Raw genomic sequence first — 17,486 nt, forward strand, 5'->3', positions numbered from 1 at the left:
GTGGCCGCGGTCGTCCTGGGCGTAGGCGGCGGCATCGCCGCCTACAAGGCCTGCGAGCTGCTGCGGCTCTTCACCGAGTCCGGTCACACCGTCCGCGTCGTGCCGACCGCGTCGGCCCTGCGCTTCGTCGGGGCACCGACCTGGGCGGCCCTCTCCGGCCAGCCCGTCGCCGACGACGTCTGGTCCCAGGTGCACGAGGTGCCGCACGTCCGGATCGGCCAGAGCGCCGACCTCGTCGTCGTCGCGCCCGCCACCGCCGACCTGCTCGCCAAGGCCGCCCACGGCCTCGCCGACGACCTGCTGACCAACACGCTGCTCACCGCCCGCTGCCCGGTCGTGTTCGCGCCGGCCATGCACACCGAGATGTGGGAGCACGCCGCCACCACCGCCAACGTGGCCACCCTCCGCGCCCGCGGCGCCGTCGTGGTCGAGCCGGCTGTGGGGCGCCTCACCGGCGCCGACTCCGGCAAGGGGCGGCTGCCCGACCCCGCCGAGATCTTCGCGCTCTGCCGCCGGGTGCTGGCTCGCGCCGGCCGCCCCGCCGCCGACCTCGCCGGGCGGCACGTCGTGGTCACCGCCGGCGGCACCCGCGAACCGCTCGACCCGGTGCGCTTCCTGGGCAACCGCTCCTCCGGCAAGCAGGGGTACGCGTTCGCCCGCGCCGCCGCCGCCCGGGGCGCCCGGGTCACGCTGGTCAGCGCCAACGTCGCCCTGCCCGACCCGGCCGGCGTCGACATCGTGCGGGTCGGCTCCACCGAAGACCTCCGCAAGGCCACCGTCGAGGCGGCCGCGAGCGCCGACGTCGTGGTGATGGCCGCCGCGCCCGCCGACTTCCGGCCGGCGGCGTACTCACCCTCGAAGATCAAGAAGGCGGACGGCGGTGCCGCGCCGGTGATCGAGCTGGTCACCAACCCCGACATCGCCGCCGAGCTCGGCGAGCGCAAACGCCCCGGGCAGGTGCTGGTCGCGTTCGCCGCCGAGACCGGTGACGGCGACGACGCGGTCGACAACGCCCGGGCCAAGCTGGCCCGCAAGCGCGCCGACCTGATCGTGCTCAACCGGGTCGGCGTCGACCGGGTGTTCGGCGCCGACGCCAACACCGCGGTGGTGTTCGGCGCCGACGGGTCCACCACCGAGCTGGCCGAACGGCCGAAGGACGAGCTGGCCGACGCCGTGCTCGATCTGGTAGTACCCCACTTAACCGACCTGTTATAAGGGATACTCGAGGTTGAGGTTCCAGCGGCGATGACTACACTGCCGCGAAACACGAAGACACAAACGTGAGGAGCACCGTGGCACGCCGCCTGTTCACCTCCGAGTCGGTCACGGAGGGCCACCCGGACAAGATCGCTGATCAGATCAGTGACGGTATTCTCGATGCGTTGTTGACCCAGGATCCGCGTAGCCGGGTCGCGGTGGAGACGCTGATCACGACCGGTCAGGTGCATGTGGCCGGTGAGGTGACGACCAAGGCCTACGCGGATATTCCAGCGATCGTGCGGGAGACGATTCTCGGTATCGGGTACGACTCGTCGCGCAAAGGCTTCGACGGCGCCTCCTGTGGTGTGAGCGTGAGTATCGGGTCGCAGTCGCCGGATATCGCGCAGGGTGTGGACAACGCGTTCGAGTTGCGTACCGGTGGCTCGGAGAGCGCTCTGGACGCGCAGGGTGCCGGTGACCAGGGGATGATGTTCGGGTTCGCGTGCTCGGAGACCCCGGAGCTGATGCCGCTGCCGATCGCTTTGGCGCATCGGCTGGCGCGGCGGTTGTCGGCGGCGCGCAAGGACGGGACGATCCCGTATCTGCGCCCGGACGGCAAGACGCAGGTGACGGTGGAGTACGACGGGTTGCGGCCGGTGCGGCTGGACACGGTGGTGGTCTCCAGCCAGCACGCGGCGGACATCTCGCTGGAGTCGCTGCTGACCCCGGACGTGCGCGAGCATGTGATCGCCCCGGAGTTGGAGGGGCTTGGCCTGGAGACGTCCGGCTACCGGCTGCTGGTCAATCCGACGGGTCGGTTTGAGATCGGTGGTCCGATGGGTGACGCGGGTTTGACCGGGCGGAAGATTATCGTGGATACCTACGGTGGGTATGCCCGGCATGGTGGTGGTGCGTTTTCGGGTAAGGATCCGTCGAAGGTGGATCGTTCGGCGGCGTATGCGATGCGGTGGGTGGCCAAGAACGTGGTGGCGGCGGGTTTGGCGGAGCGGTGTGAGGCGCAGGTGGCGTACGCGATCGGTAAGGCGCAGCCGGTGAGCCTGTTCGTGGAGACGTTCGGCACGGAGAACGTGCCGGTGGATCGGATCGAGAAGGCGATTGGTGAGGTGTTCGATCTGCGGCCGGCGGCGATCATCCGTGATCTGGACCTGTTGCGTCCGATCTATCGGCAGACCGCGGCGTACGGCCACTTCGGCCGCGAGCTGCCCGACCTGACCTGGGAGAACACTGACCGCGCCGCCGACCTCAAGAGCGCCGCCGGAGCCTAGTGGAGGCTTCCCCCTGGCGGCGTTCACGGTCGCCCGCGTGCGACACCGGCACGCGGCGCTCGGTGCGGCCTTGCCAGGAGAAAGCCTTGCCAGGAGAAACCTGAGCGCGCCTGACCTCAGAGCAAGACCCGCCGCCGCGCGGCGGGCAGAATGGCGCGGGTGACCGCCCGCAAGACGACGAGCGACCGGCAGCCGGCTCCACGGTTGCCGGTCGCTCGCGTTTGCGTCGACGTGCCCCTCGCCCACCTCGACCGGCCCTTCGACTACCTCGTGCCGGCCCAGCTCGACGAGGGCGCCCAGCCGGGCACCCGGGTCAAGGTCCGCTTCTCCGGCCAGCTCGTCGATGGCTGGCTGCTGGAACGGGCCGACGAGACCGCCCTGGAAAAGAAGCTGCTCTACGTCGAGAAGCTCGTCTCGCCCGAGGTCGTGCTCACACCCGAGGTGGCGCGGCTGGCCCGGGCGGTCGCCGACCGGTACGCCGGCAACCTCGCCGACGTCCTCCGCCTCGCCGTCCCGCCCCGGCACGCCCGCGCGGAGCAGGCCACACCCGCCGACGACCCCGCCGAGCCGGCGGAGATCAAGGTCGACGAGAGCGGGTGGGGCGCCTACGGGGCGGCCGGCTTCCTCACCGCGCTCGGCGAGGGGCGCCCCGCCCGCGCGGTCTGGTCGGCGGTGCCCGGGGAGGACTGGCCGGCCCGGTTCGCCGAGGCGGCCGCCGCCACCGTCCGGGCCGGCAGGGGAGCGGTCGCCGTCGTCGCCGACGCCCGCGACCTCGACCGCCTCGATGCCGCGCTCACCGCCACGCTCGGGCCCGGACGGCACGTCGCGCTCTCCGCCGCGCTCGGGCCGGCCAAGCGGTACCGGGCGTTCCTCGCCGCCAGCCGCGGCCGGGTGCCGGTCGTGGTCGGCACCCGCGCGGCGATGTTCGCGCCCGTCGCCGACCTGGGGCTCGTGGCGCTCTGGGACGACGGCGACGACCTGCACGCCGAGCCCCGCGCGCCGTACCCGCACGCCCGCGAGGTGCTGCTCACCCGGGCCCAGATCGCCGGCGCCGCCGCCCTGCTCGGCGGGTATGCCCGGACCGGCGAAGCCCAGCTGCTGCTGGAGACCGGCTGGGCGAAGGAGATCGTGGCGCCGCGGGAGACCGCGCGCGCCCGTACCCCCGCGGTCAGCCCCACCGGCGACGACCCGCACCTGGCCCGCGACCCGGCGGCCGCGACGGCGCGGCTGCCCAGCGTCGCCTGGGAGGCGGCCCGCTCCGCGCTCAAGGGCGGCGCGCCGGTGCTCGTGCAGGTGCCCCGCCGCGGCTACCTGCCCTCGATCGCCTGCGCCGACTGCCGCACACCGGCCCGCTGCCCGCACTGCTCCGGCCCCCTCGCGCTCCGCTCGTCGCACGCCGTGCCGGGCTGCCAGTGGTGCGGCCGGGTCGCCGCGGCCTACACCTGCCCCGCGTGCGGCGGCCGGCGGCTGCGGGCCGCGATCGTCGGCGCCCGGCGCACCGCGGAGGAGCTGGGGCGGGCCTTTCCCGGCGTGCCGATCCGCACCTCCGGCCGCGACGAGGTGCTCGCCGCGGTGCCGGACGAGGCGGCCGTGGTGGTGGCCACCCCGGGCGCCGAGCCGGTCGCCGCCGGTGGGTACGGCGCCGTGCTCCTGCTCGACACCTGGGCCCTGCTCACCCGGGCCGACCTGCGGGCCAGCGAGGAGACGCTGCGCCGCTGGATGAACGCCGCCGCCCTGTCCCGCGCCGGTGGGCGGGTGGTGGTCGCCGCCGACGGTTCGCTGCCCCCGGTCCAGGCCCTGATCCGGTGGGACGCACCGTGGTACGCCGCCCGCGAGCTCGCCGAACGCCGCGAGCTGGGCTTCCCACCCGCCGCCCGGATGGCGAGCCTGACCGGCGTCCCCGACGCGGTGGCCGACCTGCTCGCCACCGCCCACCTGCCCGACGGCGCCGAGCTGCTCGGCCCGGTCCCCGCCCCGCAGGGCCAGGAGCGCATCCTGGTCCGGGTCCGCCGCACCCACCAGGCCGCCCTCGCCAAGGCCCTGCACGAGGCCGCCGGCGTCCGCACCGCCCGCAAGGCGGAACACCCGGTCCGCGTCCAGATCGACCCGCTCGCCCTCCTCTAGGCCCGTCTTTCGCATGGCCGGTGATCGAAGCTCCCCTGAAGTCGTTAGAACGACCTGAGGGGAGCTTCGATCACCGGCGTGGGGAGCGGGAGCCGCACCCGGTTGCGGCTGGCCGCGCGGGCGACTCCGTAGACTGGTACGTCAGCCACCTCCCGCCCGTCCCGAGGAGTCCGTCCGTGACCGTCCAGCCCATCCGACTCTTCGGCGACCCCGTGCTCAGGACGCCCGCCGAGCCGGTCGTCGACTTCGACGCGGAGCTGCGGCGGCTCGTCGCCGACCTGACCGAGACGATGCGCGAGGCGAGCGGGGTGGGGCTGGCCGCGCCCCAGCTCGGCGTCGGTCTGCGGGTGTTCACCTTCGATGTCGACGACGTGGTGGGGCACCTGGTCAACCCGGAGCTGAGCTTTCCCGACGAGGAGGAGCAGGAGGGGCAGGAGGGCTGCCTCTCGATCCCCGGCCTCTACTTCGACACCAAGCGCCGGCTCAACGTCGTGGCCAAGGGCTTCGACATGTACGGCGACCCGGTGCGGATCGTCGGCACCGAGCTGATGGCCCGCTGCGCCCAGCACGAGACCGACCACCTCGACGGCGTGCTCTTCGTCGACCGCCTCGACCCGGAGGCGCGCAAGGAGGCGATGAAGGCGATCCGGGCCGCCGAGTGGTACGACGCCGGCGCCCCGCCCGCCGTCAAGCTGAGCCCGCACGCCTCCACCAGCCCCTTCGGCCTGGGTCGGTGACGGGTGCGCCTGGTCTTCGCCGGCACCCCGGCCGTCACGCTGCCCGCGCTGGACGCGATCGCCGCCTCCGGCCATGACCTCGTGGCCGTGGTGACCCGCCCGGACGCGCCCGCCGGCCGGGGCCGCCGCCTGGTGCGCTCGCCGGCCGGCGCCTGGGCCGACGAGCGGGGCATCGAGGTGCTCACCCCGGCCCGGCCGCGCGAGCCCGAGTTCCAGGCCCGGCTGCGGGAGCTGGCACCGGACTGCGTCCCGGTCGTCGCCTACGGGGCGCTGGTCCCGAAGGACGCGCTGGAGATCCCGAAGCACGGCTGGATCAACCTGCACTTCTCGCTGCTGCCCGCCTGGCGCGGCGCCGCCCCGGTGCAGCACGCGGTGCTGCACGGCGACACCGTCACCGGGGCCAGCGTCTTCCAGCTGGAGGAGGGGATGGACACCGGCCCGGTGTACGGCACGCTGACCGAGGAGATCAAGCCCACCGACACCTCCGGCGACCTCCTCGACCGGCTGGCCGTCTCGGGCGCGAGCCTGCTCGTGGCGGTGCTCGACGCGATCGGCTCCGGCGCCGCCCGCGCCGTGCCGCAGCCGGCCGACGGCGTCTCCCTCGCCCCGAAGATCACCGTCGAGGACGCGGAGGTGCGCTGGGCCGAGCCGGCCTTCGCCGTCGACCGGCGGGTCCGCGCGTGTACGCCGGCGCCGGGCGCGTGGACCACGTTCCGCGGCGACCGGATGAAGCTCGGCCCGGTCCGCCCCGTGCGGTACGGCCCGGAGCTGGAGCCCGGCGGCCTGCTCGTGGAGAAGGAACGGGTGCTGGTGGGTACCGCGACCGACCCGGTGGCGCTCGGCGAGGTGCGCCCGGCCGGCAAGAAGGCGATGCCCGCGCTCGACTGGGCCCGCGGCCTGCGGCTCACCGCCCCGGAGCGGCTCGGATGAGGGCCGCCGTCCGCCCCGACCTGCCGCGCTGGGCCGCGTACGAGGCGGTGGCGGCCGTGCACCGCGACGGCGCGTACGCCAACCTGGTGCTCCCGGCCATCCTGCGCGACCTGCGGCTGCACGGGCGGGACGCGGCGTTCGCGACCGAGCTCGGGTACGGCGCGCTCCGCCACGAGGGCACGCTCGACCTGATCGTCGGCGCGGCGGCCGGGCGTGAGGTGGCCCGGATCGACCCGCCGGCCCGCGACGCGCTGCGCCTCGGCGCGTACCAGCTGCTGCACACCCGGGTACCGGCGCACGCCGCCGTCTCCGCGACGGTCGACCTGGTGCGGTCGGTCGCGCCGGGCGCCACCGGCTTCGCCAACGCGGTGCTGCGCGAGATCGCCACGCTGGACCTGGACGGGTGGATCGCCAAGCTCGCGCCCCCGTACGAGCAGGACCCGGTCGCCCACCTCGCGGTCGCCGACAGCCATCCACAGTGGATCGTGCGGGCGTTCGACGAGGCGCTCGGCGGCGACTTCGACGAGACCACCCGCCTGCTGATCGAAGACAACCAGCGCCCGCCGGTGCACCTCTGCGCCCGCCCGGGCCGCGCCGACGCGGTCGAGCTCGCCGACGAGGTGGGCGGCGCCCCGGGTGCCTTCTCCCCGTACGCGGTCTACCTGGCCGGCGGCGCCCCGGGCGACCTGCCGGCGGTGGTCGAGGGGCGGGCGCACGTGCAGGACGAGGGCTCGCAGCTGGTCGCGGCCGCGCTCACGTACGCCCCGCTGGACGGCCCGGACGCCCGCTGGCTCGACCTGTGCGCCGGCCCCGGCGGCAAGACCGGCCTGCTCGGCGCCCTCGCCGCCGAGCGCGGCGCCGAGGTGACCGCGGTCGAGGTGGCCGAGCACCGCGCCCGCCTGGTCGAGCAGGCCACCCGCGGCATGCCGGTGACGGTGCTGCACCAGGACGGCCGGCAGCCGCTGCCCGAGCCCGCGTTCGACCGGGTGCTCGTCGACGCGCCCTGCACCGGCCTGGGCTCGCTGCGCCGCCGCCCCGAGTCGCGGTGGCGCCGCCAGCCCTCCGACCTGCCGCCGCTGACCCGGCTCCAGCGCGAGCTGCTGGGCGCGGCGTTCCGGGCGGTCCGGCCGGGCGGGCTGGTCGCGTACGTGACCTGCTCGCCACACCTGGTCGAGACCCACGTGACGGTCACCGAGGCGGCCCGCCGCAGCGGCCTGCCGGTCGACCTGGTCGACGCCCGCCCGTTCCTGCCGATCGGCATGCCCGGCCTCGGCGCCGGCCCGACGGTCCAGCTCTGGCCCCACCGCCACGGCACCGACGCCATGTTTCTCGCCCTGCTCAGGCGCGGCTAGGGCCGGTATCGAAGAGTCTGTCGGTGCGAGAGCCGGAGTCCAGGCGGCGCCGCGTGGCGGCGTCTGGGCCCGGCGCAGCCCGGCAAGGAATCCCTTGATACAGGCCCTGGCCCAGCCAGGCCCAGAGACAATTTCCGGGCTACCGCGACGCCCGCGGTGGTCCGGACCGTTGCTCCCGCGGCCTCACCCTCCGCGTCCGGTCGCGGTCACCCCCTTCACCCCGCCCGCTGCCTCACCAGCCGCAGGCCCGTGGCGCTCGGCGGCCGTTCCGTGCGCGTGGCCGGGTGGGAGCGTCCTGGCGCGCGGGCCGATCACGGTTCGCGGGCGCTCGGTCCGGCCCCTGGGCGCCCACGCCACCCGCGCCGGGCCTCAGCGGCGCGGCCGGGGTATCGCTGGCCGATGCCTTCCCGGAGCCGGAGCCCGCGTCGACGCCAACTCCATGATCGACGACAGCGCAGCGGATCAACCCGGTGATCGTGGTTGTCCGGTGCCCCCACACGGGCACCAAAAGACCACGATCTACTAGCCACGGCGCCGATCTTGGGATCCACGGTCCCTAACGGGACTCCGGGCCTTGATCGCGGCGCGGAGCGGCCCGGCGCGGCGCGGCGCGGCGCGGCCGTGCGTGGCGAATCGTTGCCCTGGCGGGGCGGTTTCGCCACGGACCCGCGGCGATGCCACTCCTGCGCGTCGCTCAAGGGAGGGCGGGCGGCCATACCGGCCCGGGGCGCGGGTGCGCGCAGTGGGTTGTGACTCGACAGCGAGCCCGTCCTCGCAGATCGTGGTGCGGATCCGTCTGGGAGCCGGGCGAAGCGGGGGCGGCTACTGGCTGTCGGCCTTGCGGCGGTCGACGGCGATGTACGAGCCGGGCTGGTTCTTGGCGACCTTCTTCATCTCCGACGCGACCGCGATGACCTCGCGCGGATCGGTGTACTTGCGGCCGGTCTCGGTGTGCTGCGCCACGCCGATGGAGAGCGTCACGAGGTGGGCCTTGAGCAGGTTGCCCCGGCGGTCGGGCACCAGGATGTAGCCGCGCTTGGCGTGCTCCGGGTCGTACAGCTCGTCGGCGGCCTGCTCGAAGTCGACCACGGCCTGCTGGGTGATCGGCAGCACCTGGTCGGGGTGGCAGACGATCACGAAGTCGTCGCCGCCGATGTGGCCCAGGAACGCCGGCGGCAGCCCCGCGGCGACCACCGCCCGGTGCATGCTGCGGGCCAGCGCGGTGATGAACTCGTCGCCGCGCTCGAACCCGTACACGTCGTTGACGCTCTTGAACCGGTCGATGTCGACGTAGCCGACCGCGTAGTCGGTGCCGCTGCGCATCCGGTCGAGGATCTCGCGCCGCACCCGGGTGTTGCCGGGCAGGCCGGTGAGCGGCGAGACCTCGCGGAACTCCTGGTTGCGCCGGAGCGTGGAGCGGACCCGGGCGATCAGCTCCAGCGTGTCGAACGGCTTGACCAGGTAGTCGTCGGCGCCGGCGGTGAGGCCGACCACCTTGTCGACGGTCATGCCCTTGGCGGTCAGCATGATCACCGGGAGCGCGGAGGTCATCGGGTTGGCCCGGAGGCGGCGGGTGAGTTCCAGCCCGTCCATCCGGGGCATCATCAGGTCGACCACGGCCAGGTCGGGGTGGCGCTTTTCGACCAGCTCCAGCGCCTCCAGCCCGTCGCCGGCCAGCACCACCTCGAAGCCGTGGATCTTGAGGTTGACGCTCACGAACCGGGCGATGTCCTGGTCGTCGTCGACGACCAGGATCAGGTCGGGCCGCTCGACGGCCGGGTCGGCGGTCATGGCTTCTCTCCGTTCGCGGGGCTCACGAAGAGAAGCCGCGACTTCTGGCTGGCTGTGCCCTCGCGCGAGCGCCCGGTCATGGCTCGGCCATCGCGCGGGCCGCGATGCCGCGCAGCCGGCGCACCGCCTCGGCCGGATCCTGCGCGCCGTAGACCGCGGTGCCGGCCACGAACGCGTCGGCGCCCGCCGCGGCCGCCTGGGCGATCGTGTCCTCGCCGATCCCGCCGTCGACCTCGATGCGCATCTCCAGGTGGCCGGCCTTGACGTGCCGCCGGGCTGCGGCGACCTTGTCGAGCATGGCGGGGATGAACTTCTGCCCGCCGAACCCGGCCTTGATCGTCATGATCAGCAGCGTGTCGAAGCTGGGCAGCAGGTCCAGGTACGGCTCGATCGGCGTGTCGCGGTCGACCGCCAGCCCCGCCTTGGCGCCGGCCGCGCGCAGGTCCTTGGCGAGCGAGACCGGGTTGTCGGAGGCCTCGACGTGGAACGTCACGTTGTAGGCCCCCGCGTCGGCGTAGCCGGGTGCCCAGCGCCGCGGGTCCTCGATCATGAGATGCACGTCGAACGGGAGCGTGGTCGCCGCCCGCAGGCTCTGCACCACCGGCAGCCCGATGGTCAGGTTGGGCACGAAGTGGTTGTCCATCACATCGACGTGGAGCCAGTCGGCGGCGTCCTCGACGGCGCGGGCCTCCTCGGCGAGACGGGCGAAGTCGGCGGCGAGGATGCTCGGCGCCACGACCGGCGATGGTGCGCTCACCCCCGACAGTGTACGGAGCCGAGCGAGGTTGTGGCGCGGGTGCCGTATGCTGCGGCCGGGCGCGTGACCCTGGGGAGGGCAAAGCATGCGACGCGTGGTGGGCGTAGCGGTTGTGGGAAGTTTGTTGGCGGCGCTGCTGGTCGGCTGTGCCAACCCGGCCGGTGTCGACGGCAACCTGACCGACGACTGGAAGGCGCAGCCCGAGGCGGCGCCGTTCGTCCCGGCGTCGGGGGTGTGCCACCTGTCGCTGCCCGAGGAGCGGTTCATCTCCCGCGCGGCGTACAACCCGCTCGACTGCGGCGTCGACCACCACTACGAGACGGTGTTCGTCGGCGAGTTCACCGGCTCGGAAAAGGACGCCACGGCGCCGCCGGAGACCGGGACGCCGGCCGCCCGCAAGGCCTACGACGAGTGCAACACGAAGGTCAACGAGTACGTGGGGGCGGACTGGCGCGGCGGCCGGCTCAAGCTGTTCATCTACTTCCCGGCCAAGGAGGCGTGGGAGGGCGGCAGCCGGTGGTTCCGCTGCGACGTCGCCGAGGTGCTGTCCCTCGACTCCGACGAGATCTCCCGCCGCTCCGGCAGCCTCAAAGACATCCTCAAGGCCTCCTTCCCGGTGGCGTTCGGGTGCTTCCGCGCGGTCCTGACCAGCAACCGCGAGGAGATCAGCGCGATGAACGCGGTCACCTGCGGCACGGCGCACGGCGCCGAGTTCGCGGGCGTGTGGACCGCGCCGGAGGGCTCGTACGCGGACTTCGAGAAGAACACCCAGCGCGCCCACGACGGCTGCCGGGTCGTCATCGCCAAGTGGGCCAAGGTGCCCAACGACGGCAACCTCAAGTACCGCACGGGGACGATCATCTACTTCCCGGACGAGGACGAGTGGGCCGACGGCAACCGCGGTGTGCAGTGCTTCCTCTGGATCAGCGACCAGGACCTGCGCCGCTCGATGAAGGGCGCCGGCCCGGGCGCGCTCCGCATCCGCTGACCGCCGCCGATGGCGTGGGCCGGATGTGATGTTTGCCGCGCGCCATGGTGTAAGGAGCGGCTCGGGGTGTAAGACTCGATGGGTAAACCCACCACGCGCTGGCGGGGCTCGGTGAAATTCCGAACCGGCGGTGATCCGGGGCGTAACGCCCGGAGAGCCCGCGACCCGGTCGTAGCCAACGGCCGGTGGACCTGGTGTGACTCCAGGGCCGACGGTCAAAGTCCGGATGGGAGTTAGCGCGCGGGACGGAGGCACCCCTGGACGGGGTCGGTTCGCCGACGCCACCGGAGACACAGCCGCCCCCAACGCCACCCCCCATCTCCCTTGCCCGCGCACCCCGCAGGCATCGGAGAGGGACACCCATGGCGAGCGTTGACGAGGCGATGAGCCGAGCGATCGCGCTGGCCGCCCGCGGGCTCGGCACCACCAGTCCCAACCCCGTCGTCGGCTGCGTCATCCTCGACCAGCGGGGCGAGGTCGTGGGCGAGGGCTTCCACGCGTACGCGGGCGGCCCGCACGCCGAGATCGTCGCGCTGGCCCAGGCGGGGGAGCGGGCCCGCGGCGGCACCGCCGTCGTCACGCTGGAGCCCTGCGACCACACCGGCCGTACCGGCCCCTGCACGGTCGCGCTCATCCGCGCCGGCGTGGCCCGGGTCGTGGTCGCCGTCGCCGACCCCAACCCGCTCGCCGGCGGGGGCGTGAAGACGCTCCGCGAGGCCGGCGTCGAGGTGGTCACCGGCGTGCGGGAGGGCGAGGCCGAGCAGGGCAACATCGCCTGGCTGACCGCGGTGCGGCGGGGCTGGCCGTACGTGATCTGGAAGTACGCGGCGACGCTCGACGGCCGTTCCGCCGCCATCGACGGCACCAGCATGTGGATCACCTCCGAGGCGGCCCGGATGGACGTGCACAAGCTGCGCGGCACCGTCGACGCGGTCGTGGTGGGGATCGGCACCGTGCTCGCCGACGACTCCCGGCTCACCGCCCGCAACCTGCGCGACGGCACCCTCAACATCCGGCAGCCGTTGCGCGTGGTCGTGGACTCCTCCGGGCGTACCCCCGAGAAAGCTCGCGTGCGCGACGGCGCCGCGCCCACCTGGGTGGCGACCGCGGCGGAGGTCGGGGTGGGTCCGGACGGCCGGGTCGACCTGGCCGCGCTGCTCGCGGGCCTCTACCGGCGCGGCGTCCGGGCCGCCCTGCTGGAGGGTGGGCCGACGCTCGCCGGCGGCTTCCTCGCCGCCGGCCGCATCGACAAGATCATCGGGTACGTGGCGCCGAAGCTGCTCGGCGCCGGGTCGCCCGCGCTCGCCGACGCCGGCGTGCACACCATCGCCGAGGCCATCGACCTGGACTACACCGAGATCACCCAGGTCGGTCCGGACCTGCGCTTCACCGCGGTACCGCGCAAGAGGGAGGGCTAACCATGTTCACCGGGATTGTCGAGGAGCTGGGGGAGCTGGTCCGCCTGGAGTGGCACGGCGACGGCGGGGTCGCCGCGCTGCGCGGGCCGCTCGTCGCCTCGGACGCCGGTCCGGGCGACTCGATCGCGGTCAACGGCGTCTGCCTCACGGTCGTGGCGGTCGAGGGGGACGGGTTCACGGTCGACGTGATGAAGGAGACCTTCGACCGCAGCGCGCTCGGCACGCTCGCACCGGGCGACCCGGTCAACCTCGAGCGCGCCGCCACGCTCGGCACCCGCCTCGGCGGCCACCTGGTCCAGGGGCATGTCGACGGCGTCGGGCGGATCGTGTCCCGCAGGCCCGGAGACAGGTGGGAAGACGTCTCGATCGAACTTCCGCCGGGTCTTTCCCGTTACGTGGTGGAAAAGGGGTCGATCACCGTCGACGGGGTATCGCTGACCGTCGTCTCGGTGGGCGACTCGACGTTCGCGGTGAGCCTGATCCCCACAACGCTCGCGCTCACCACTCTCGGGCGCAAAGGCGCCGGAGACCTGGTCAACCTGGAGGTCGACGTGATCGGCAAGTACGTGGAGAAGCTCATGGGGGCGGGGCCTTCCGGCTCCGCGCGAGCGGACGGGGTGCCGGCGTGAACACCGTCGAGGAGGCCATCGCCGAGTTCGCCGCGGGACGGCCGGTGATCGTCGTGGACGACGAGGACCGCGAGAACGAGGGTGACCTGATCTTCGCGGCCGAGCTCGCCACGCCGGAGCTGATGGCGTTCATGGTCCGGTACACCTCCGGGTACGTCTGCGCGCCGATCACGGAGGCCGACGCCGATCGGCTCGACCTGCCGCCGATGTACCACGTCAACCAGGATAAAAGGGGTACGGCGTACACGGTGACGGTCGACGCTCGGGAGGGGGTCAGCACCGGCATCTCGGCCGCCGACCGCGCCCGTACCGTCCGGCTGCTCGCCGACCCCGCCACCGACCCGACCCAGCTGAGCCGCCCGGGCCACGTGGTGCCGCTGCGCGCCAAGGCCGGCGGCGTGCTCCGCCGCCCCGGCCACACCGAGGCCACCATCGACCTGGCCGTGCTCGCCGGGCTCCGGCCGGCCGGCGTCCTCTGCGAGATGGTCAACGACGACGGCACGATGATGCGCCTGCCGGAGCTGGAGAAGTTCGCGGTGGAGCACCACCTCACGATCATCTCCATCGCCGACCTCGTCGAGCACCGCCGGCGCACCGAGAGCCAGGTCGAGCGGGTCGCCGAGGCCCGCCTCCCCACCCCGCACGGCGTCTTCCGGGCGGTCGGCTACCGGGCCGAGCTGGACCCGGAGGCCGAGCACGTGGCGCTGGTGTACGGCGACCTCGGCGACGGCGAGGACGTGCTGGTGCGCGCCCACTCCGAGTGCCTCACCGGCGACGTCTTCGGCTCCCTGCGCTGCGACTGCGGCCCCCAGCTGGAGGCGGCCCTGGCCCGGGTCGCCGCCGAGGGGCGGGGTGTGGTCCTCTACATGCGCGGGCACGAGGGCCGGGGGATCGGGCTGCTGCACAAGCTGCAGGCGTACCAGCTGCAGGACCTCGGCCGCGACACCGTGGACGCCAACCTGGAGCTGGGACTGCCGGCCGACGCGCGGGACTACGGGACCGGCGCCCAGATCCTGTACGACCTGGGCGTGCGCTCGATGCGCCTGCTCACCAACAACCCGGCCAAGCGGGCCGGCCTGTCCGGGCACGGCCTGCGCATCGTCGGCCGCGAGTCGCTGCCGATCCGGCCGCACCCGGAAAACGTGCGCTACCTGCGTACGAAGCGCGACCGGATGGGGCACATCCTGGACGGTCTGGGTGACGTGGTGGAGGGGTCAGCCTGATGGCTGGTTTCGGTGAACCCGGTGTGTCCACTGTCGACGCACGGGGGATGACGGTCGGGATCGTGGCCGCGCGGTGGCACGGCGACCTGACCGACCACATGCTGGCCCGCGCGATCGAGGCCGCCAAGGCCTGCGCCGCGGGCGACATCGTGGTGGCCCGGGTGGCCGGCTCGGTCGAGCTGCCGGTGGTCGCCCAGGCGTTGGCCCGCCGCTGTGACGTGGTGGTCGCGCTGGGCGTGGTGGTACGCGGCGCCACGGCCCACTTCGACTACGTCTGCAAGTCGGTCACCGAGGGGCTGACCCGGGTGGCGCTGGACGAGGCCACGCCGGTCGCCCACGGCGTCCTGACGGTCAACACGATCGAGCAGGCCCGCGACCGCGCCGGCCTGCCCGGATCGGCCGAGGACAAGGGCTGGTCCGCGACCGTCGCCGCCCTCGACGCGGCACTCGCGATCCGCGCCCTGCCGGAGTAACGCGCGCCTGGGTGATCGAGGCTCCGTCCACGTCGTTCCAGCGACGTGAGGGGAGCTTCGATCACCGGCGGGGCCGATCTAGAGGCGGCCGGCCTCGATGATCCGGCCCAGGAACTGTCGCGTCCGGGCCTCGACCGGCTCGGCGAAGACCTTCTCCGGCGGGCCCTGCTCCAGCACCCGGCCACCGTCCAGAAAGCACACCCGGTCCGCCACCTGGCGCGCGAACCCCATCTCGTGGGTCGCCAGCACCATCGTCACGCCGTCGGACTTGAGGTCGCGGATCATCGAGAGCACCTCGCCGACCAGCTCCGGGTCGAGCGCCGACGTCACCTCGTCCAGCAGGAGCAGCCGCGGGGAGTTGACCAGCGCCCGCACGATCGCGACCCGCTGCTGCTGGCCGCCGGAGAGCCGGTCCGGGTACGCGCCCGCCTTCTCCGCGAGCCCCACCCGACCCAGCCACTCCAACGCCAGGTCACGGGCCGCCTGCCGGGGCATCCCGTGCACCCGCACCGGCGCGAGCACGACGTTCTCCAGCACGGTCATGTGCGGAAACAGGTTGTACGCCTGGAACACGATGCCGATCCGCTGCCGAACCTTGTCCGGGTCGGCCCGCGGGTCGGTGATGTGCTCGCCGTCCAGGTGGATGGTGCCGTCGTCGAGCTCCTCCAGCAGGTTGACGCAGCGCAGCAGCGTCGACTTGCCCGACCCGGACGCCCCGATCAGCGCCACCACCTCGTGCTCGGCCACGTCGAAGTCGAGGCCGTCGAGGACCACGTGGTCGCCGAAGAGCTTTCGCACGCCGCGGCACGCCAGCAGGCTCACGACTGCCTCCGCGCGGCCCGCAGCGTCACCCAGTCGGTCACCGCGATCAGCGGGGCGGCCAGCAGTACGAAGAGCACACCGGCCACGATGTACGGCGTGTAGTTGAACGTCTCGGCCGTGTGGATCTGGGCCGCCCGGACCGCGTCGATCGGGCCGGCCAGCGACACCAGCCCGACGTCCTTCTGGAGCGCGACGGTGTCGTTGAGCAGGGGCGGCGCCACCCGCCGTACGGCCTGGGGGAGCACCACGAAGCGCATCGTCTGCCGGTACGTCAGCCCCAGCGACCGGGCCGCCGCGAGCTGGCTCGGGTGCACCGACTCGATGCCGGCGCGGAAGACCTCGGCCAGGTACCCGGAGTACGTGACGACCAGCGCGATCCCGCCCAGCACCAGCGTGCTCGGCATCCCCTGCAGCCGCAGCCCGGGCAGGCCGAGCGTCATCACGTAGAGCACGATGATGAGCGGCAGCCCGCGAAACGTGTACGTGTAGCCGGTCGCCAGCAGCCGCACCGGGAAGAAGACCGGGCCGCGCAGGGTACGCAGCAGCGCGACGGCGAGCCCGAGCGCGAGCGCGCCGACCGCGCAGAAGAAGAGCAGCCGGATGTTGAGCCAGAGCCCGCGCAGCACGTCCGGCAGCGAATCGCGGGCCACCTGCGGGTCGAGAAAGGACTCGCGCACCCGGTCCCACCCCGGCGCCCCGGTGACCGCGACCACCAGCAGCACGCCGAGCACCAAAGTGGACAGAGCGGCGACCAGGACCGAGAGCAGGGTCTGCCGCCGCCGGTACGCGATGCGGTCGAGCTGGGCCGGGCTGAGACTCACGTGAGCTCGCGCGCCCCAGCCACCTGGGCGAGCCACTGCTTCTCCAGGGTGGCGAGCTGGCCGGCGGAGCGGAGCTGGTCGACGGCCTGCGTCACGCAACCGGTCAGCGGCGAACCCTTGTCGAGCACCAGCCCGAACTGCTCCGGTACGCCCACCTGCGGCAGCTGCCCCACGATCACCGCGTCCTCCAGCTCGGCCGCGGTCATGTAGAACGCAGTCGGCAGGTCTACGACCAGCCCGTCGATCTGCCCGTTCTGCAGGGCCTTCTTGGCGTCATCGTTGGTGTTGAAGACCTGCGGCTGCCGGCTCGGCTTCACCAGCTCGGTGATCGCCTGGTAGCTGGTCGTACCGACCTGGGCGCCGAGCTTGGCGTCGCGCAGCGCCGAGACCGAGGTGGCGCCGGCGATCGGGGCGGACTTGAGCGCGATCACCGTCTGCCGCACCAGGTAGTACGGGCCGGAGAAGTCCACCGCCTTCTTGCGGTCCTCCGTGATCGAGAACTGGTTGACGTCGAAGTCGAAGTCCTTCGGCCCCGGCGCGATCGCCGTGTTGAACGGCACCCGCACCCACGTCACGTCCCCCTGCGCGAACCCGAGCCGGTCGGCCACCGCGTACGCCACGGCCGACTCGAAGCCCTCCCCGTTCTCCGGCTTGTTGTCCGTGAACCACGGCTCGTACGCCGGGTCGTCCGTCCCGATCGTCAGCTTGCCGGGCGTCCTGGTGGCAAGCTGATCCTTGGTGCAGGTGGTGAGCCCGGTCGCGGCGGGCGGGGCGGGGCTCTCCTCGTCGGCGGGGGCGCAGGCGGCGAGCGCCAGCAGGAGCGCGAGGGGCAGCAGGCGGCGTACCATGCGCGTCAGCATAGGCGCGGGAGCGTGGTCGCCGTGACCGCCGTCGTGGTCGCCCTCGCCGCGCGCGGCACCCGACCGGAGCGCGCC

The 17,486-nt window shown here is 73.3% G+C and carries 16 protein-coding genes and 1 riboswitch; of the genes, 11 read left to right on the forward strand and 5 right to left on the reverse strand.

The annotated features are described in order from the left end of the window. The 6 genes from coaBC to RB614_RS26015 all read left to right on the forward strand — a co-directional run bounded on the left by coaBC (window position 1) and on the right by RB614_RS26015 (window position 7,629). Window positions 1–1,215: a bifunctional phosphopantothenoylcysteine decarboxylase/phosphopantothenate--cysteine ligase CoaBC gene (gene coaBC / locus RB614_RS25990; RefSeq protein WP_308715248.1), complete on the forward strand. Its 1,215-nt coding sequence runs from the start codon at window positions 1–3 to the stop codon at window positions 1,213–1,215. A 77-nt stretch (window positions 1,216–1,292) separates the two neighbouring features. Next, the gene (gene metK / locus RB614_RS25995; RefSeq protein WP_308715249.1) at window positions 1,293–2,486 is read left to right on the forward strand and encodes a methionine adenosyltransferase; all 1,194 of its coding nucleotides are present in this window, start codon (window positions 1,293–1,295) and stop codon (window positions 2,484–2,486) included. A gap of 204 nt (window positions 2,487–2,690) precedes the next feature. After that, window positions 2,691–4,610 (forward strand): primosomal protein N', encoded by a 1,920-nt coding sequence (locus RB614_RS26000; RefSeq protein ID WP_308715282.1) that lies wholly within the window; start codon window positions 2,691–2,693, stop codon window positions 4,608–4,610. A gap of 176 nt (window positions 4,611–4,786) precedes the next feature. After that, window positions 4,787–5,347, forward strand: coding sequence for a peptide deformylase (gene def / locus RB614_RS26005; protein ID WP_308715250.1), 561 nt, complete (start codon window positions 4,787–4,789; stop codon window positions 5,345–5,347). 3 nt (window positions 5,348–5,350) lie between these two features. Then, complete coding sequence (gene fmt / locus RB614_RS26010; protein ID WP_308715251.1) at window positions 5,351–6,277, forward strand: methionyl-tRNA formyltransferase; 927 nt, start codon at window positions 5,351–5,353, stop codon at window positions 6,275–6,277. Further along, a complete protein-coding gene (locus tag RB614_RS26015) occupies window positions 6,274–7,629 on the forward strand; it encodes an RsmB/NOP family class I SAM-dependent RNA methyltransferase (RefSeq protein WP_308715252.1) in 1,356 nt (451 codons plus the stop codon). The genes fmt and RB614_RS26015 overlap by 4 nt, the downstream gene beginning before the upstream one ends. Before the next feature lie 822 nt (window positions 7,630–8,451). Here RB614_RS26015 and RB614_RS26020 read toward each other — a convergent pair. Continuing rightward, complete coding sequence (locus RB614_RS26020) at window positions 8,452–9,420, reverse strand: response regulator (protein WP_308715253.1); 969 nt, start codon at window positions 9,418–9,420, stop codon at window positions 8,452–8,454. 76 nt (window positions 9,421–9,496) lie between these two features. Then, window positions 9,497–10,177, reverse strand: a complete 681-nt coding sequence (gene rpe, locus RB614_RS26025; RefSeq protein WP_308715254.1) for a ribulose-phosphate 3-epimerase — start codon at window positions 10,175–10,177, stop codon at window positions 9,497–9,499. 112 nt (window positions 10,178–10,289) lie between these two features. On the opposite strand from rpe, the gene RB614_RS26030 reads away from it, so the two are divergent. The 5 genes from RB614_RS26030 (at window position 10,290) to ribH (ending at window position 14,908) form a co-directional block, all read left to right on the forward strand. Further along, window positions 10,290–11,165, forward strand: a complete 876-nt coding sequence (locus RB614_RS26030) for a septum formation family protein (RefSeq protein WP_308715255.1) — start codon at window positions 10,290–10,292, stop codon at window positions 11,163–11,165. Between the two features lie 93 nt (window positions 11,166–11,258). Next, window positions 11,259–11,407: riboswitch (FMN riboswitch) on the forward strand. 120 nt (window positions 11,408–11,527) lie between these two features. After that, entirely contained in the window at window positions 11,528–12,583 is a 1,056-nt protein-coding gene (gene ribD / locus RB614_RS26035) for a bifunctional diaminohydroxyphosphoribosylaminopyrimidine deaminase/5-amino-6-(5-phosphoribosylamino)uracil reductase RibD (protein WP_308715256.1), read from the forward strand. 2 nt (window positions 12,584–12,585) lie between these two features. Continuing rightward, window positions 12,586–13,212, forward strand: a complete 627-nt coding sequence (locus RB614_RS26040) for a riboflavin synthase (protein WP_308715257.1) — start codon at window positions 12,586–12,588, stop codon at window positions 13,210–13,212. Continuing rightward, window positions 13,209–14,435 (forward strand): bifunctional 3,4-dihydroxy-2-butanone-4-phosphate synthase/GTP cyclohydrolase II, encoded by a 1,227-nt coding sequence (locus RB614_RS26045; RefSeq protein ID WP_308715258.1) that lies wholly within the window; start codon window positions 13,209–13,211, stop codon window positions 14,433–14,435. The genes RB614_RS26040 and RB614_RS26045 overlap by 4 nt, the downstream gene beginning before the upstream one ends. Continuing rightward, a complete protein-coding gene (gene ribH, locus RB614_RS26050; RefSeq protein WP_308715259.1) occupies window positions 14,435–14,908 on the forward strand; it encodes a 6,7-dimethyl-8-ribityllumazine synthase in 474 nt (157 codons plus the stop codon). Before RB614_RS26045 ends, ribH begins: the two co-directional genes overlap by 1 nt. Before the next feature lie 78 nt (window positions 14,909–14,986). Here ribH and RB614_RS26055 read toward each other — a convergent pair whose 3' ends face one another. From RB614_RS26055 to RB614_RS26065, 3 genes are read right to left on the reverse strand one after another with little or no spacing between them, the layout of a single operon-like run. Continuing rightward, complete coding sequence (locus RB614_RS26055; RefSeq protein ID WP_308715260.1) at window positions 14,987–15,730, reverse strand: amino acid ABC transporter ATP-binding protein; 744 nt, start codon at window positions 15,728–15,730, stop codon at window positions 14,987–14,989. Then, window positions 15,727–16,551, reverse strand: a complete 825-nt coding sequence (locus RB614_RS26060) for an amino acid ABC transporter permease (RefSeq protein ID WP_308715261.1) — start codon at window positions 16,549–16,551, stop codon at window positions 15,727–15,729. The genes RB614_RS26055 and RB614_RS26060 overlap by 4 nt, the downstream gene beginning before the upstream one ends. Further along, window positions 16,548–17,399 carry an ABC transporter substrate-binding protein gene (locus tag RB614_RS26065; RefSeq protein ID WP_308715262.1) on the reverse strand — a complete coding sequence of 284 codons (852 nt, stop codon included), beginning with the start codon at window positions 17,397–17,399 and terminating at the stop codon, window positions 16,548–16,550. The genes RB614_RS26060 and RB614_RS26065 overlap by 4 nt, the downstream gene beginning before the upstream one ends. Window positions 17,400–17,486 lie beyond the last annotated feature (87 nt).

It is taken from the genome of Phytohabitans maris (genome assembly GCF_031085175.1).
Taxonomy (GTDB): Bacteria; Actinomycetota; Actinomycetes; order Mycobacteriales; family Micromonosporaceae; genus Phytohabitans; species Phytohabitans maris.

Bases quoted from the DNA above. Each gene is read 5' to 3' on its own strand.
- RB614_RS26040 (WP_308715257.1), top strand. From the start codon at position 12,586: ATGTTCACCGGGATTGTCGAGGAGCTGGGGGAGCTGGTCCGCCTGGAG.
- ribH (WP_308715259.1), top strand. From the start codon at position 14,435: ATGGCTGGTTTCGGTGAACCCGGTGTGTCCACTGTCGACGCACGGGGG.
- RB614_RS26020 (WP_308715253.1), bottom strand. From the start codon at position 9,420: ATGACCGCCGACCCGGCCGTCGAGCGGCCCGACCTGATCCTGGTCGTC.
- RB614_RS26065 (WP_308715262.1), bottom strand. From the start codon at position 17,399: ATGGTACGCCGCCTGCTGCCCCTCGCGCTCCTGCTGGCGCTCGCCGCC.
- ribD (WP_308715256.1), top strand. From the start codon at position 11,528: ATGGCGAGCGTTGACGAGGCGATGAGCCGAGCGATCGCGCTGGCCGCC.
- RB614_RS26015 (WP_308715252.1), top strand. From the start codon at position 6,274: ATGAGGGCCGCCGTCCGCCCCGACCTGCCGCGCTGGGCCGCGTACGAG.